Genomic DNA, 16269 nt, shown 5'->3' with positions numbered 1-16269 from the left:
TGGTGCCGCCCTGAGAAGGCGGCACCAATCCCACCTTTTAGACGGTGGGCATAACGTATGCCGTGTTGACGGTCTGCTGTTTCGTAGGCAGGTTTTCACGCATCAGCACCTCTACGGACGGATAGCCGAGGAGCTGATAGATAAATAGGCGGTGGTGCCCGTCGACGTCTACCGCCGTGAACTTCCTTCCTCCGATTGTGCGGAATCTCAAATCGCCCTTACCTGGGCGTATTGTAGGTGGTGCCACCATCGCATGGTTGCCCGACACGATGTTGTCGATATCGGCGAACTTGGCTGCGACTTTCTGGGTTAGGAGTTCGTCGTTCTTCACGAGATGCTTCAGATTGCCGTCCAGTCGGCCTTCCTCGATCGCCTTGCGATAATTCTTGGCAAAGATGTTGTCGACCGTGACGGCGCCCGACTTGAGATATTCGTGATAGCCCGCAAGGAAGAATTCAAAGTACTGAGTGCCGAAGCCAAAGCGGGGATTGCTCAACTTGGAGGTGATCGACCACACTCGTTCGACATATTGTGCAAGTCCGTCCGAAGTCGTCTTGCCCCATTTGTCGAAGAAGTCGTGATCGCAATACATCTCAGTGGAGATGGACGGCAGCACCAGCGTCCGGTTGAGTTGCGCTTCCGTCTTCGCGAAGACGAGGACGCCGCGGCTTTTCCGCATATCTTGATTGATGTCGTAGCCCACGACCCTGAAGAACGGGAAGTGCTTCGTCATCGGCTCAATGTACATACCAAGGCCGTGATCGAGAGTATGGGTCTCGAAGAACACTACGTCCGTCACATCAGCAAGGCGGTCCAGCATCTTATGGGTATAGACCCAGACCGAGAACGTGAGGACGATGTCGTATTTCTTGCGCTCGTAGAACACGGGCTGGGTGGCGTCGCCTTGGAACAAGGACACGCGCGTCATCCCGAGGGCGCCGTTGATCATTCGGCCAGTCTCGACGAAGAAGGGATCATATTCATAGCCGTCAACCAGATCCGCGCCGCGATGCCGAGCGAGGCGCGAGAGTTCCCCGGTGTTGGCGCCGATATCAAGGACGGTTTTCCCCTTGAAGTCGATGTGGTCGAAGAAGACGTTCCGGTGCGGGCGACCGCCCAACGTATCGAGGTCGTCAAGGTCGACCGACTGATATCCATTCCCAGTCTTGATGCCGCCTTCAGACGACGTACTGGAATACTTATGCTTAAGGGCGTCGACAACGGCCTCTTTATAGCGGTCCCTGAACGACGGCACAGCGTCGGCGCTCGATCCAGTAGGCGAAGGAAGATCGTTCATCGGGACGGCTGTATTCAGCCGGTCGGTATAGAGGTAAGCCTTGAGGGGCCAGGTCATCGTCTTGAGGATCAGATCGCTCGCCTGGAACGAAAACGTCTCTGAATGCAGAGGACAGGCTGCTACGAAGCGCATGGCGGCGTCCAATACAAGGACAGTATTCCCGGAAACGGAATTGATCTCACCAGAGAAAGTAACATGTGGCGGCGTGTGCTTAACGGCGATCGATCCTCCGCTGTCTTGAGCCAGGCGGAAATCCACGTTGTTCGGGTCTATAAAGAGAGTCATAGCTAGCTCGTCCGGTTTTCAGGTGCTCAAATGTCAGGCGAGGAGCCCATTCTCCGGGAATGACGGCCTCCTCCTGACCGCGTCTGTCACACTACTGTCACAAACAAGGTGGCACGTTCAAGTGGCAAAGCCCGTGGGACGACGTTCGGTGATGAGCATACCGTCGCTCTTATTTTTGGAAGGGGTAGCGACGGGGCTTGAAACTCCGGCAAGCTTTGCTCATCAATGCGCGCAACTACTAAAGGAGTTGGTGGTTTGAAGCGCATTGTTGCCCTGTTTCTCGTGTCGGCCCTCGCATCCTGCCAGTCAGCAGTGCCCGGGGAAGGGCCCTTAACTGGCGCCATCATTTCCGATGCCGGGAAATCCCCCGAAGAACTGCGCCGCGACAACGCTACCGTGTACGAGATCGTCAATGTCGACAGCCGATCCGCTGGCACAATAGCGGCTTACTCGAAAACGACGCTTTCCAAGCGGTTTGGTTTCGGAGGGAGGCCAGGAAATGCGACGATCGGAATAGGTGATCGCCTTGTTGTCTCTATCTTCGAAGCTGGGACCGACGGCCTGTTCTCCACTTCAAAATCGAAAGCTGCCAACGTCGAAGTGGTTGTGCAGCCAAACGGAAAGGCTGCCATACCGTATGTCGGGGAAGTGAGGTTTGCCGGCCTCACCCTTGAGAAGGCAAGGCAGGGAATTGTTGAAGCGTTGAAGGGTAAAGCGGTCGAGCCAGACGTTATTGTCACCTCTCTCGATACTGCGTCTCGCAAGGTGACGGTCACCGGCGCTGTCAAATTGCCATACGTCGTGCCGCTCAACCTTTCCGGTGAGCAGCTCACCGATGTCATCACAAAGGCAGGCGGCGTGCGCGGCGAGACCTACGACACGTTTGTTACCGTCACGCGTGGAAATAAATCTGGCACGGCCTTGATGAGTACGATCATCAGTAATCCCGCTGAAAACATCTGGGTTCAGCCGGGCGACGAGATTACGCTTGTTGAGGATCCGAGACAGTTTACGGTTCTCGGCGCGGTCAAAGCCAATAGGCGCATGGCCTTCGGCTCTCGCGACCTCAGCCTGATTGAGGCTATCGGAATGAGCGGAGGCGGCAACGATCGAGCGGTCGACGCTCAAGGTTTCTTCGTTTTCCGCTATGAAGATGCCGAGATTGCAGCCTCTCTATTGGGCAGATCGCGGTACGACGCAATGCTTCGAAAGGGGATGCACCCCGATCGATACGGCCGCGTGCCATTGGTCTATAGTTTTGACATGAGCCGCCCAGACAGCCTGTTGGCTGGCCAGACATTCCCGGTGAAGAACCGGGACATCATATACGTCTCGCGCCACATCACGACAGACATCTCCAAATTCCTGGGAATAGTCGGTAAGCCGCTGCAGGTGGCCAACACTGGTGTGAGCGCGGTGAACCACGCCGTGGATATGAGCGACTGACGCTCGAACAACAAAACCAAACCTGAAACAGCCCCGCCTCCGAGCGGGGTTTTCTGATTCCAACCAGCACAAGGACATCGCTATGAAATACCGCCTACCGCTGGAATGGCTCCAGCCGGTGAAGATGTCGCGTATCATCGCGCATTGGAGCGCCGGCGCCTACCGAGCATCCGATCTCGACAAGGAGCATTACCATTTCATCGTCGAGGGCTCCGGCAACGTGGTCCGCGGTGATCACACGATCGCCGACAACGTGAGCACTGCCGATGACGACTACGCCGCCCATACGCGGGGCTGCAACACCGGTTCGATCGGCGTCTCGCTGGCCTGCATGGTCGGCGCGATCGAAAGTCCATTCCATGCGGGCAAATATCCCATGACGGAAACCCAGTGGCATCGCGCCATGGACGTCATCGCGCACCTGGCCGAGTTCTACAAAATCCCGGTCACCTCGAAGACGATCCTTTCCCATGCCGAGGTTCAACCGAACCTGGGCATCAAGCAGGCCGGGAAGTGGGATTTCACCCGTCTCCCGTTCGCGCCGAACGTCATCGGCGCCAAAGCATGCGGCGACAAGATGCGCGCCGAAGTCAAAGCACGCCTCTAACCAACCTCCCAAAATCGAAGGAAACCATATGCGTTCTCTGCTTTTCGTAGCAGCGGCGGCGCTCTCGCTCGCCTCCTGCACCACCACCGGATCGATCGACACGGCGATCCAGAAGAACCTGCCTCAGATCTGCTCGGCTGCGGCCACGGCGCATTCTGCGTTCGTCATCGTCGCCAGCACCGGCGATATCAAGCCGCGCACCGTAGCGCGCGAGGCAGCCGCGTGGTCGGCTCTGGAAACCGTCTGCAAAGACCCGGGCAGCGTCACGGCCGCAACTGCGCTGGTAAAGGCCGCCGAGGCCTATGCCGCCATCACGCTCGCGATGCGTGAAGCCAAGGCAGCCAGTTAGGAGAATGGGGATGAACACCGCTCAGGAAAATCTCGAGACGAAGATCGCGGTCGCGGTCATCAACGCTGTCGGAGATCCGGCCGTGCCAGCGCAGCCGGCGGCGGCGGCTCCTATCATCAACGCCGTCACGGAGAAGATCGCGCCGGAGATCATCTCGGCGACGAACAATGAGCCCTGGTACCAATCCCGGGTGACCCTCGGCGCCATCCTGGCGGCGTCTGCCGGCGTCCTCGGCATATTTGGCTATGCCTTCCCCGCTGAAGTGCAGGGCAAGGTCATCGACCTGATAATCGCCCTAGGTCCGGTAATCGGTGGCGCAATCGCTCTTTATGGGCGATGGGCGGCGAGGAAGCCTATAGGCGAATAAGGCATCTCGGTCGGCTCTCAACCTCGGGAGCCGGCTTTTCCATCAAGTGCGGCATTGAAGACAAAACGAGGGGCATAATGGGGCAGCAACAGGGTGATGAGATGACAACCGTCAGAGCACCAGCGTGGAAATGGGAGTGGAACCTAAACACAGTCGTGATTCTGCTTGGCTTTGCCGGCGGGCTCGTCGCGTGGGGCGCCACATGGGAGCGCTTGAGCTCCAACCAGGGCGCCCATGCCCGGACGCTCGATCAGATCGACAAACGCGTCACCACGCTCGAGGCATCCATGCGGTTGCTCGACAACCACGAGCTCCGCATCACCGGCGTCGAGAAGCAGGCCGCCGAGGCCGCCACCTCTATGCGCGCCGTAGAGAACACGTTGAACAGCCTATCCGTCGATACGCGCGTAATGCGCGAGATCCTACAGCGAATCGAGGCAGGGCAGAGGGAAGGACAACTGCGGCGGTAGCTCCCTTACGATCAGCGGTGAGATATCCGCGCCGGCTAATGCCGTGTAACCTCCGGCTCAAGCTCTATGTATCGGTCGATTGCCCAGAGATAGGCAACGATCTGCAGCTTCAGGTGATCGCGGTCGCCGTATTTCTCTCCGATCCGGTCAAGCTCATCAATCGCTGCATCCTGCTCTTCAATGTCGCCGAGCACGTACTTGTCGTGCCCTATGGCGGTGATATCACAACCGGCCTTGATAACCTCAGACACGAAATCCGGTATTTCGCTCGGTTTCATCTTTCGCGGCTTGCTTTGGGCCATATTAATCCTCCTTTGATCGAGCAGGAAGGGTAGGGATTCGGGAGATCCGCTAGGCTATTGCGCTGAAGCGAGAGCGACCAGTCATGCTGCTAAGGCAATCAAAGCCCGAGCCGCGCGTGCCTGTACCGTCGACGCCTGGCACGTTCCCAATCGTAGGACATGAGGTTCCCCCTCTCGGCCGCGCACAATGCCAGATTGTGGGTGGGTGGGAAAGGCGCTTCCTCAGAGGAGCAAAACGGTCCCGCCAAAAAGTATGGCCTCGCCGGGGAGAGCGAGGCCATGGGGCACTTTCATGAGTTTCAGATCCGGGCGGATCGTGAAGGCGTCATCCTGATCGGGGGACTCAGGGCTGCCACAGGCGAGAAACGCCGACGGCGTTATTGAGTTCCTGCCTTCGCAAAAAAAATGGCCCCAAAGTGCGGGGCCGAATTGTGTGCTGTGCCAAGAAGCCCGAGCAGGCGAAAGGGATCACTCGGGCTCGTTCTAAGACTATCACATGCGGCGACTAGTTCCGAGCCTTTTGGAGTCTACAAATTGCGCGGCGTGCGGAAGCGTGATCTGATGCGGGAATGGTCACGAAACTCACAGACTTGAACTTGCCACTTTTTGTTCTGCATGAACTCAAAATCCGTGGATATGAGACTGCGGAGGAGTTGAGGAACATACCTTGCGCCGAACTGCTCACGATCCCCAATCTGGGCGGAATCGTTTGGCGAAGGATATGCAAAGCAGCCGGGCGTGAACGGTTTAATCCGTGACCGAGCCCTATCAGCCGAAATACCAGTGGCGCCGCACCGAACTAGACGCCAACGACCCACCGACCGACTTCGATTGGCTCGGGTTTGATGGCATCGGCTACATCGGCCGCATCCGGAAAGAGTTGGCCGGCCCGACGGCTGGCCGCTGGCAATGGGCCGGGTCTGTCCCTCGGACTTTCAAAGGATCTTCGCCGACGCCGAACCAAGGCTATTGCGACACCGCGCGCGAGGCGACGGAGATGGTCGAGACCTATTGGGATTGGTGCCTGCGACGGATGAAAAGCGAGTGAGACGTTTTCGTGGTTTCATGCGTTAATTCGTCATGGCTAAAACGCTCAGAAAGAAATCTGTTCCCGCGACGTTGCCCGAGCCGATGCCCCGCCGCGTCGATCCTTGCGTTGCAACCCTCGTCGACAATCCGCCGAAGGGTCCGGAGTGGGCCTTTGAGGTGAAGTGGGACGGTTATCGGCTCGCCGTCCATGTCGAACCAAGCGAGGTGAGGGCGATCACGCGCGGCGGCTACGACTGGACGAAGAAGTTCGGTTTGATTGTCGCCGAGGCACGCGAGCTCGGCCACGCTTCCATGATCCTGGACGGCGAAGCGGTCGTGCTCGACGACCAGGGGCGCTCCGATTTCGGACTGCTGCAGCGTGCCGTCGGCAAGAAGCCGAGCCTGCACGATGCCGGCGAAATCATCTTCTATGCCTTCGATCTCCTCTATCTCGACGGCCAAGACCTTCGAATGCATCCGCTGTCCGAGCGCCGCCGTCTGCTCGAGCCGATCGTCGCCGGCAGGACTGGCGCGATCCGCTTCTCGGAGGAGGTGGACGCCGACGGCGCCGAGTTCTTCAAGATCGCTTGCGAGATGGGGCTCGAAGGCATCATCGCGAAGCGGCGGGACGCCCCATATCGATCCGGTCGTCGGCCGGAATGGCTCAAAATCAAATGCGCGCGGCGGGATACCTTTGTGATCGTAGGCTATGAGCGCTCGACCGTGCCCGGCGCGATCGGCCGGCTGCTACTGGCAGCAAGGAAGGGCGACGGCCTCGTCTATGTCGGCGGATGCGGTACCGGGTGGAGCAATAAGGAATCGGCGCAGCTGCGCGAACTGCTCGACGCGATCCCTGCGAAGCGGCCGCCGGTTACCTTGAAGCGCAAGGGCGCCATCTTCGCCGAGCCGCTGCTCGTGGCCACCATCGAGTATCGCGCCTGGACGCAAGATGGTAAACTGAGACACCCTTCGTTCAAGGGCGTTCAGCAGCGAAACGACGACGAGTTTCCGATCTTTAGCATTGATGCGGATGCAAAGCCGTGACGCAGAGTCCCGAAATAATTCCCGAAGCGAGCAGATAGACCGGGCGCAACAGCCTGCGCTACAAGGCTTTGTGGATAGTAGACGCCTCTCCTGGGGGTCAAGGGGTCGTGGGTTCGAATCCCGCCGCTCCGACCATTTTCCTCTTTGATTTCAGTCATACAGCAGCGCTACCGCAATTGGCGGCTGGCGGTAGCCAGCAGTTCCACGCGTAAAATCGCGCATTCGGGCACCCATTGCCCCGGCAAAAATCTCAAACGCCTGCTGATTGTTTCGCTTTGGCCCACCGTGTCTGCTCCGAGATCGGATGCGGTTTTGTCGCTTGCGCCTGACAAAATTTATCGCCCATCGGAAATCGCTAAAATGCCTCGTTCCGGTGCGATGGTCCACGCGGCTGGGGTCGATCGCCGTCCTCGCGAAAGTGATGGAATGGCCTCATGGCGGGCGTCTGTCTGCCAAAGGAGGAAATGTAATGAAGACGTTTTCGAAGATTTTTGCCGCGTCGTTGCTCGGGCTTTCGGCCCTGACGGCAATGCCGCTCATCTCGGCGTCCGGCACTGCCCGTGCAGACGACGCCGTCATCCTCGTTCCGGGCCAGCCCACCGGCTCGCCGGGCGATACGGGTACAGCGAGTTCCAACCCGGACACCGGTGCTCCGAGCTCCAACCCTGATACCGGCACCGCAAGCGCCAACGGTGATACCGGGGCGCCGAGTTCAAATCCCGATACCGGTGGCGGTTCGGGCGCAGAAGGGTCGACGCCTTAGGCGATCCTGCGACCGCAGCAAAAGAGGTCCTTCAGCAGGGCCTCTTTTTTTTTGTTTCCCGATAATACAACGCGGCAATCACGTCGTTCTTTCTGCGCTACCTGGTTGACTGGAGCAGGTCGACCGTCTGCCGCTTTGAGGCCGCCTTCTGGTAGAGGGCCTCTGTGCGATCGAGCATGACGGCGAGCGTAAAGCGGTCCTTCAGGTTTTCGGCGCCAGCCGACAGGGCCTTGAAGGTTTCGGGCTCCGCCGCCTGGATCATGGTCTTGGCGAGCGCGGACGTGTCGTCGCTATTGGGCAGGATATAACCGTTCCGCCCGTCCTCGATCACCGTGCGCGCGCCACCGATGTCGGTTGCGATGATCGCCTTGCCGGCGGCGGCCCCTTCGAGCATCACATAGGACATGGCCTCGTAGCGGCTTGGCATCACCAGGAGGTCGAAGGCGGGAACGGCTTGCGGGCCGGTGAAGGCGGAGGTCAAATGCATGCGGTTCTGCAGTCCGCTTTCGGCGATCGCCTTGCGAAGGTCACCTTCGAGCTCGCCGCTGCCGACCATGACCAGGTGGCTGTTTCTGACGGAAGCTGCGACACTCTTGAACGCTGCGATCAGCCGTTCCGGCGCCTTCTGTGCGGAAAGTCGTCCAACGAAGCCGAAGACGAAAGCGTCCGGCGCGATCCCGAAGCTCGCGCGCAGCGTCTGCGCCATTTCGCATGAGGGCGGTGCCACGCCGTTGACGATCACCGACATGCGCTTCTCGGGCATATGCAGCGAGAGCGCATGGTGGAACTCGTCGTCGGAAACGCAGATCAGGTGATCGGTAAAGAAACGGGCCAGTGCCCATTCGATCGTGCCGTAGATCAACCGTCCACCACGGCCGAGCGTCGGGTCCAGTGTGCGAAAGGCGTGGGGCGTGTAGATCCGCGGAACATGAGAGCCAGGCAGCCGCAGGCGTGTCAGCGCACCGGCCTTGGAACTGTGGCCATGGATGATGTCGAAACTGTTGGCCCGCATGATGCGGCGGAGTTCGAGAAAGCAGCCGACGTCAGACGGTCCGGGTGCGCGCTTCATGTTGACGGCGTGTACGGCAGGCAGGCCGATTGCCTTCAGTTCACGAACGAAACCTTCCTCGGCGCGCACCGGCGAATAGACGGCCTCGACGTGATGCCCGCGCTTGTGCATGCCGCGGCACAGATCGAGGAAGTGCCGGCCCGAGCCGCCGCCGCTCGGCTCCAGCACCTGCAGGAGCTTCAGGGGAGGGGCCGGCGACCGGCGCGGAACCAGATGTTCCATGGTCAGGAGCTCCGGCCGGCGCGCGCCTGCCGGCGATGGCGATATTCAAGGGCGGCGCATCCCCAGATGATTCCGATGAGCAGATAGAAGTGGCGCCAATGGTCCGTGTCGATGACATTGCCGACCCCGACATGGCCGAGAACGGCGACCCAGGCGATCATCAGATAGGTATGCCAAGGGCGGTTGAGCAGCAGAAAGCGAAAGCCGAGCGAGAGCGTCCAGACGATCAGCGTCACGTAACTGACAAAGCCGAGCCAGCCGTAGGACGTCAGCGACTTAAGCCAGACGTTGTGCTCATCCTCCGGGAAGATCGTGCTGAAGACCATCGGGCCGATGCCGAGCGGCTTTTCCATCGACATCAGGAAGCCGAGGCGATGGCGATCGAAGCGGCCGAGGTGGCCGCCGTCATAATCCTGCACCAGCTGCGAGCGGCTGGAAAAGAGTGTTGCGACCTGCTCGGACTGCAGCGCGACGAGGAGGGCGCCGACGATCATGATCCCGCCGACGAGAGCCAACACCAGAATCCGCAGGCGGAAGAGGCCGTTTCGCTCCTTGAGCAGCATGACGAAGACGAAGGCGACGACACAGAAGAGGTTGAGGGCCCAGGCTGCGCGGGAGAACGAAAGAAAGACGCCAAGCGCCAGCACCATCAGCGCGGCGATCTTCGGGGGGGCTTTCTGGATGGGCTGCGTGAGGATGCCGTGGATGAGGTACATGGCCGGCACCGAGAGGAACGGGCCGAAGACGTTCGGATCCTGGAACGCGCCCTTGGCGCGGCCATAGAGCGTGAAGCTTTCCGCGCCCGGCACGGCGCCGAAGTAGCCGAGGATGCCGAGCAGGGCGGTGATGATGGCCGCCGCCGTCCAGGCATTGAAGATCAGCCGCAAGCGTTCGTGGCGGTCCTCGATGATGGCTGCGAAGAAGACCGAGGAGAGCGCGAGGAAGCCCGAGACCGCCATGTACATCGGCCCCTTCGTCAGGTCGGTCATGACCGTCAGGGACAGGATGCCGCCGACCATGAACAGGGTCAGAAGCGTCAGCAGCGGGGCGACGCTGCGCGAGATCTTGAGGCCCACGAGCGCCCAAAGGCCGATGAGCGCGACCAGGAACAGCTCATAGGGTGCCGGCTCGAAAATGACGAAACCGGAGAGAAACACGGCAAAGGCGACGAGCCCGGAGCCGAGCAGCGAGAGCGCCGCGAGCTGGGGGCGAGCGATCGGGAGCCGACCTGAATCGACGGTGCTCAATAGGCGTTCTCGGTATTGAGAAGCCGGAACGGCGTCAGGAACAGGATCTTGAGATCGAAGAGCAACGACCAGTTTTCGATGTAGTGCAGGTCGAAGGCGGTGCGCAGGCGGATCTTGTCGTCATTGTCGATCTCGCCGCGCCAGCCGTTGATCTGCGCCCAGCCGGTGACGCCGGGCTTGACGCGGTGGCGGGCGAAATAGCCTTCGACGACGTCGGAATAGGTTCGGTTCTGGGTCTGGGCGAGCACGGCGTGCGGCCGCGGCCCAACGAGCGACAGCTCGCCCTTCAGCACGTTGAAGATCTGCGGCAGCTCGTCGATCGAGGACTTGCGGATGAAACGGCCGACGGGGGTGACGCGCGGGTCGCGCTTGGTCACGGCGTTGCGGGCCGTCGGGTCGCTCATATGCGTATACATCGAGCGGAACTTGTAGACCTCGATGGTCTCGTTGTTGAAGCCGTGCCGCTTCTGCTTGAAGATGATCGGGCCCGGGGACGTCGCTTTGACGGCGATCGCCGCGCCGAGCATGATCGGCCACAGAAGCACGAGGGCGACCAGGCTGAAGAAGATGTCGAAGCCGCGCTTGGCGACCGAGTCCCAATCGGCGATCGGCTTGTCGAAGATGTCGAGCATGGGGACATCGCCGACATGGGAGTAGCTGCGCGGGCGGAACCGCAGGTTGTTGGCGTGGGCGGCGAGCCGGATGTCGACCGGCAGGATCCAGAGCTTCTTCAGAAGCTGGAGAATGCGCTTCTCCGCCGTCAGCGGCAGCGAGATGATCAGCATGTCGATGCGCGCCAGGCGGGCGAATTCCACCAGTTCGTCGACCGTCCCGAGCTTCGGGTAGCCGGCGATCACATTGGGCGAGCGGCGCTCGTCGCGGTCGTCGAAAATACCGCAGATGCGGATGTCGTTGTCGGGCTGGTCCTCGAGCGTGCGGATCAGGTCCTTGGCCGGCTGGCCGCCGCCGACGACGACCGCGCGGCGTTCCATCGTACCGTTCCGGGCCCAATGGCGGATGGAATAGGCGATGAAGGCGCGCTCCGCGATCAGAAAGATTGCGCCGCCGATGAACCAGCCGCCGAACCAGACGCGCGAATACTGGTGACCGGATTTCAGAAAGAACAGCGCGATGGCGATGCCGCCAAACGCGATGGCCCAGGAGGCGAGGATGCGCGGCATCACCCGCAGCCAGGCGCGCAGCGCCGGGATCTGATAGGTGTCGGCGATCTGCATGGCGGCGACCGCCAATGCGGAACCACCGACGAGAATTGCCAGGTACAGCGGCAGTTGTTCGAAGCCCGGCTGGACGTAGAGCGCGTTGATGGCATAGCCGATCGTAAAGAGCGCGCTGAATTCGAACAGGCGCATCAGCCCCATGATCATCGCAGGCGAATAGGTATCGGCGCTGAACTGCTCGGCGATCTGCCGCGCCAGCGGATTGAGATCCGTGGTCGTTGTTTCGCCCGGCATTTCGCCGGGCGCGCGGGCGCGGATTTCCGAAATCTTCTTGCGAAGCGCTTCGGGATCGAACGAACCCGGGCGGTCAAACTTGTTCATGGCTGTCTTCCGGCGCTGAAGTCCCTCAGCCGGGATAGCAGAAAGCCACTAAGAAACGCTTACGTTGTGGGCAACACGCTATCGGCGGGCGGCTGGTAACGGCACAATTCCCGATAGAGGCTTAGCATATCCGCCGACATTACCGAAGCTGCAAATTGCGACTTGAACGTGCTCGGATCGGGCATCACACGTGCCGCCCAGTCCTTCTCGGTGATTGCACGGGCCATGATGTCGGCGAGCGACCGGGCATTGGCGGGTTCGGCAAGTGCGGTGCTGTCGCGTCCGAGAATTTCCGGGATGCCGCCGACACGGCTGGCGATGACCGGCTTCCGCGCGGCAAGCGCCTCGAGCACGATATAGGGCATGGACTCGGCGCGCGAGGGAACGACGATGTTGCGCGTCAGCGCGAAGGCCTCGCGCGTCTTCATCGCCGGCTGCATGCGGATGCGGCGGGCGAGGCCCTGCTGCAGCACCAGATCGCTGTATTCCTGCTGCTGCGGGCCGTCGCCGATCATCAGCGCCGACAGCGGCCTGCCGACAAGCCTTTCGGTCTGGGCGAAAGCTTCCACAAACAGATCGGGACCCTTCAGGTCCCGCATCATGCCGATATAGAGAAAGTCGACCGCATCCGGCCCAGGCGGGACGGTCTCGAACTCCCGGTCGTCGATGCCGTTGTAGATCAGTTCGTTGCGCTCACGTGGCGCGCCGACCTTTGCGAAATAGGTCTGCCGCTCGAAATCGCAGACGAAGACGAGGGCGTCGGTAATCCGCTGCTGGATCCGCTCCGCCGGGAAGACCAGCCGGCCTGTCATAGAGCCTGGACGGTAGTGCAGGCTGCCGCCATGCGGCGAATAGAGGCGGGCTACGCGATACCTGTTGACCCGCAAGGCTGAACCGATGAGCCGGGCAATGACGCCGCCTTTGGCGCCGTGCCCATGCAACACATCCGGTCGCAAACTTCTGATTTCCTTATAGCCGCGCCACAACGCGGCAAAATCTGACGGCCCGACCGAGCGATGGATCGGCATCCGTATCAGGCCGAGCGCCAGATAGGGGCGGATTTCGTCGAACAACCGATCCTCGTGACTGCCGCCTGTCGTGCTGTCGCAGAGGATCCCGACCTCATGGCCGGCCTTGGCATGCGCCTCGGCCAGGTCGCGCACGTGGCGGAATATCCCGCCGACAGGCGACCTGAAGCAGTGGATGATGCGCAAAGGCCGCTCTTGTTGCATCGAGATCAGAACAGGCGTTCGCGAACATAGATCGTGTCGCCGGCAAGAACCGCGTCGGTGATCGGAACCCGGCCGGTGATGATGCGGCCATTGATCTTGCGCGTGATGTCGGCGTTCGACTGATTGGCGCGCGGAGAGAAGCCGCCGGCGACCGCGATCGCGTTCTGCACGGTCATGCCGGGCACATAGGCATATTGGCCAGCCTGGCCGACTTCGCCCATGATGAAGACGGAACGGTAGCGATCGACCTCGATCGTGACGTCTGGATCGCGCAGATAGCCCTGCTTCAGCTTGGCGGCGATCATGCCCTCCAGTTCGGGTAGCGTCCTGCCGCGCGAGGCGACGGTGCCGATCAGGGGGAAGGCGACGTAACCGGCCTGATCGACCGTGTAAGTGCCGCTGAGACCGGCCTGTTCGAAGACATTGATGCGCAGGCGGTCGCCGCTGTCGAGCCGATAGGGCTGGATCGTGGCTTCACTGAAGGCCTTGGGTGCGGGCTGGTAGCTCGTGCAGCCGCCGAGCAACATCGACAGCGCTGCCGCCGTGATCGCGAGACCCGTCTTGATAGCTGCGGTGGACATGCGGTTCATAGGCTCCGGAAACGACCAGCTTTTGTGACGTTATCGGTCCGTTAGGGTTAATAGCAGGTAAACTCGCGGTAGAATTTTCGCGGAGACCTGGCGATACCGCCCCGTCTTTATCATCCGCAGGTTGATCGCATTAACCCTTGCGTTACCATGTTCCTTTACGGTCCGGCGAGATTTGAAGGTTCGGAGCGACTAGCATGTCGGGAAGCGGCAGCGCACAACAGGATGTGGATATCGACCTCGGCGGCCTGTTTCGCGCCGTCTGGGATCGGCGCGTCAAGGTTTTGCTCGCCACCGTCGCTGTGGCGGCGCTTGCCTTCGGCGCAGCAAAGATGATCGCGCCGGATTACCAGAGCGAAACCCGTGTGCTCATCGAATCGCGCGAGCCGGAGTTCAGCGGCCCCAACCAGGCTTCCCAGGCGGGCGCCGACCGCGTCTTCGACGAATCCGGCATCCTCAGCCAGGTACAGGTGCTCAAGTCGGCCGACCTCATCAAGCAGGTCGCCCGCAACATGAAGCTCTATGAGCTCAAGGAATTCGACCCGTCGTCGGCGCCCTCGGCGCTTTCGGATCTTCTCGTCATGCTCGGGCTGAAGAAGAACCCGCTGGAGATGCCGCCCGAGGAGAGGGTGCTCAAGGAATTCTCCGACAAGCTCCAGGTCTACCAGGTGGAGAAGTCGCGGGTGATCGCGATTGGCTTCACCTCGAAGGACCGCCAGCTTGCGGCCGCCGTGCCCAACGAGATGGCGAAGGTCTTCCTGGCGCTCCAGAGCGGTGCGAAACTCGACACCAATTCCGAGGCGACACGCTGGCTCGAACCGGAGATCGCCAATCTGCGCGAGAAGGTGCGCGACGCCGAGGCGAAGGTGGCGGCCTATCGCGCCTCGTCGGATCTGCTGCCAACCGGCGAAACCACCAACTTCGCGACGCGGCAGCTCACGGACATCTCGACGGAGCTGACCCGGGTGCGCGGCGAGCGTGCCAATGCGGAGGCGCGTGCCGCCGGCGTGCGTTCGGCGCTTGCGAGCGGCCGCGCGCCGGACACCATCGCCGACGTCGTCGGTTCACAGATGATCCAGCGGCTGAAGGAAACCGAGGCCAATCTCCAGGCGCAGGTCGCCGATCTTTCGACGACCCTGCTCGACGGTCATCCGCGCCTGAAGGCGCTGAAGTCGCAGCTCGAAGGCATCCGCGGCCAGATCGGCACCGAGACCCGCAAGATCCTGACGAGCCTCGAAAACGAGGCGAAGGTCGGTGAACTGCGCGAACAGCAGTTGACCCAGCAGCTGAATGCGCTGAAGGCGCAGTCAGCTCGGGCGGGCGAAGAAGAGGTGGGGCTGCGCGCGCTCGAGCGCGAGGCAACGGCGCAGCGGCAATTGCTGGAGACCTATCTCGCGCGCTATCGCGAAGCGACATCGCGCACGGTGGAGAATGCGACGCCGGCCGATGCGCGGGTCATTTCGAGTGCCGTGGTTCCGACCGGCGCGAGCTTCCCGAAAGTGCTGCCGATCACGATCGTCGCAGCGCTTGCCACGTTCCTCCTGACCTGCATTGGAATCATGCTCGGCGAGCTTTTCAGCGGACGAGCCTTGCGGCCGGTCGCGGCTACGGGCGAACGGGCACCGGTCCACCCGCGTCCGGCGCTCGCCGCAAGCGTCGCCGATTTGCCGCCGGTCGAGATGGCTCAGGCTTCGCCTGCAATTGCGCCCGCCGCAGATGACGCCGTCGACTTGCTGCCTGCGATGGACGTGTCGCTTGCACCGGACATTGAGGAAGAGGCCGCCGAGGCGGATTTCTCGATCGAGGCCGTCGCCGAGCATCTGCGCGCCACCAACGTGCGCGTTGCGATTTCGGTTTCGCCCGGCGGAGACGAGGGTTCTACCGCCACCGTGATGCTCGCCCGGTTGCTGGCAGAAGAGGAGCTGAAGGTCGTATTGATCGACCTGACGGGTTCTGCCTGCCCGACACGCCTGATGGCGCGCTCGCAGCAGCTTCCTGGTATCACCAACCTGCTGGCGGGGGAGGTGCCCTTCACGGACACGATCCACGCCGACCGTTTTTCCGACGCGCACATCATTCCTCAGGGCGATGCCGATCCGCGTCAGGCGATGCGCGGCATCGACCGGCTGAAGATGATCATCGACGCCTTGACCAACGCCTATGATCTCGTCCTGCTCGAATGCGGCCCTGCCGATGAAATGGCTGTTGAGAAGATCGCTGGCCGCGATGGCGCGGAAATCATCCTGTCGGCGCCGTCGGTGAGCGATGAGCGGATCGTCGAGGTGCTGACCGGATTCGGCGCAGCGGGCTATCGCGACATCGTGCTGATGACCGGCCAGGTACAATCGGACCCCGAATACCCGGACCGCGACGCGGCATAATGGTGTCGCCGGC

General features: G+C 61.3%; 16 protein-coding genes. 9 read left to right on the top strand and 7 right to left on the bottom strand.

The genetic code is table 11. From position 1 onward, the window contains the following. Window positions 1-37: 37 nt before the first annotated feature. Window positions 38-1582: a class I SAM-dependent methyltransferase gene (locus IB262_RS05115; RefSeq protein WP_192493416.1), complete on the bottom strand. Its 1545-nt coding sequence runs from the start codon at window positions 1580-1582 to the stop codon at window positions 38-40. 255 nt (window positions 1583-1837) lie between these two features. Between IB262_RS05115 and IB262_RS05110 the strand changes: the two genes are divergently transcribed. The 5 genes from IB262_RS05110 (at window position 1838) to IB262_RS05090 (ending at window position 4821) form a co-directional block, all read left to right on the top strand. Next, window positions 1838-3028, top strand: a complete 1191-nt coding sequence (locus tag IB262_RS05110) for a polysaccharide biosynthesis/export family protein (protein WP_192493415.1) — start codon at window positions 1838-1840, stop codon at window positions 3026-3028. A gap of 82 nt (window positions 3029-3110) precedes the next feature. Further along, entirely contained in the window at window positions 3111-3635 is a 525-nt protein-coding gene (locus tag IB262_RS05105) for an N-acetylmuramoyl-L-alanine amidase (protein ID WP_192493414.1), read from the top strand. A gap of 28 nt (window positions 3636-3663) precedes the next feature. Beyond that, window positions 3664-3984, top strand: coding sequence for a cell wall anchor protein (locus tag IB262_RS05100; protein WP_192493413.1), 321 nt, complete (start codon window positions 3664-3666; stop codon window positions 3982-3984). Between the two features lie 10 nt (window positions 3985-3994). Continuing rightward, entirely contained in the window at window positions 3995-4351 is a 357-nt protein-coding gene (locus IB262_RS05095) for a hypothetical protein (RefSeq protein WP_192493412.1), read from the top strand. A 101-nt stretch (window positions 4352-4452) separates the two neighbouring features. Beyond that, the gene (locus IB262_RS05090) at window positions 4453-4821 is read left to right on the top strand and encodes a hypothetical protein (RefSeq protein ID WP_089044062.1); all 369 of its coding nucleotides are present in this window, start codon (window positions 4453-4455) and stop codon (window positions 4819-4821) included. 35 nt (window positions 4822-4856) lie between these two features. On the opposite strand, the gene IB262_RS05085 is transcribed toward IB262_RS05090, so the two are convergent. After that, the gene (locus tag IB262_RS05085; RefSeq protein ID WP_192493410.1) at window positions 4857-5123 is read right to left on the bottom strand and encodes a hypothetical protein; all 267 of its coding nucleotides are present in this window, start codon (window positions 5121-5123) and stop codon (window positions 4857-4859) included. A 754-nt stretch (window positions 5124-5877) separates the two neighbouring features. On the opposite strand from IB262_RS05085, the gene IB262_RS05080 reads away from it, so the two are divergent. The 3 genes from IB262_RS05080 to IB262_RS05070 all read left to right on the top strand — a co-directional run bounded on the left by IB262_RS05080 (window position 5878) and on the right by IB262_RS05070 (window position 7959). Next, window positions 5878-6171 (top strand): hypothetical protein, encoded by a 294-nt coding sequence (locus IB262_RS05080; protein WP_192493409.1) that lies wholly within the window; start codon window positions 5878-5880, stop codon window positions 6169-6171. A gap of 32 nt (window positions 6172-6203) precedes the next feature. Next, window positions 6204-7196 carry a non-homologous end-joining DNA ligase gene (ligD, locus tag IB262_RS05075; protein ID WP_246802588.1) on the top strand — a complete coding sequence of 331 codons (993 nt, stop codon included), beginning with the start codon at window positions 6204-6206 and terminating at the stop codon, window positions 7194-7196. A 469-nt stretch (window positions 7197-7665) separates the two neighbouring features. Beyond that, on the top strand, window positions 7666-7959 hold the full coding sequence (locus tag IB262_RS05070; protein ID WP_112975698.1) for a hypothetical protein: 294 nt from the start codon (window positions 7666-7668) through the stop codon (window positions 7957-7959). A gap of 97 nt (window positions 7960-8056) precedes the next feature. On the opposite strand, the gene IB262_RS05065 is transcribed toward IB262_RS05070, so the two are convergent. From IB262_RS05065 to IB262_RS05045, 5 genes are read right to left on the bottom strand one after another with little or no spacing between them, the layout of a single operon-like run. Further along, the gene (locus tag IB262_RS05065; RefSeq protein ID WP_112771278.1) at window positions 8057-9250 is read right to left on the bottom strand and encodes a glycosyltransferase; all 1194 of its coding nucleotides are present in this window, start codon (window positions 9248-9250) and stop codon (window positions 8057-8059) included. Window positions 9251-9252: 2 nt separating this feature from the next. After that, entirely contained in the window at window positions 9253-10497 is a 1245-nt protein-coding gene (locus IB262_RS05060) for an O-antigen ligase family protein (protein WP_192493408.1), read from the bottom strand. After that, entirely contained in the window at window positions 10494-12056 is a 1563-nt protein-coding gene (locus IB262_RS05055) for an undecaprenyl-phosphate glucose phosphotransferase (protein ID WP_034803694.1), read from the bottom strand. The genes IB262_RS05060 and IB262_RS05055 overlap by 4 nt, the downstream gene beginning before the upstream one ends. Before the next feature lie 59 nt (window positions 12057-12115). Continuing rightward, the gene (locus IB262_RS05050; protein ID WP_060522174.1) at window positions 12116-13288 is read right to left on the bottom strand and encodes a glycosyltransferase family 4 protein; all 1173 of its coding nucleotides are present in this window, start codon (window positions 13286-13288) and stop codon (window positions 12116-12118) included. A gap of 5 nt (window positions 13289-13293) precedes the next feature. Further along, window positions 13294-13869, bottom strand: coding sequence for a polysaccharide biosynthesis/export family protein (locus IB262_RS05045; protein ID WP_034804249.1), 576 nt, complete (start codon window positions 13867-13869; stop codon window positions 13294-13296). Window positions 13870-14072: 203 nt separating this feature from the next. Between IB262_RS05045 and IB262_RS05040 the strand changes: the two genes are divergently transcribed. Continuing rightward, window positions 14073-16256 carry an exopolysaccharide transport family protein gene (locus IB262_RS05040; RefSeq protein WP_112975696.1) on the top strand — a complete coding sequence of 728 codons (2184 nt, stop codon included), beginning with the start codon at window positions 14073-14075 and terminating at the stop codon, window positions 16254-16256. The last annotated feature ends 13 nt before the right edge of the window (window positions 16257-16269 follow it).

This window comes from Ensifer sp. ENS02, from assembly GCF_014851885.1.
Lineage (GTDB): Bacteria > Pseudomonadota > Alphaproteobacteria > Rhizobiales > Rhizobiaceae > Ensifer > Ensifer adhaerens.
This window is presented reverse-complemented; position numbering and strand designations above follow the sequence as displayed.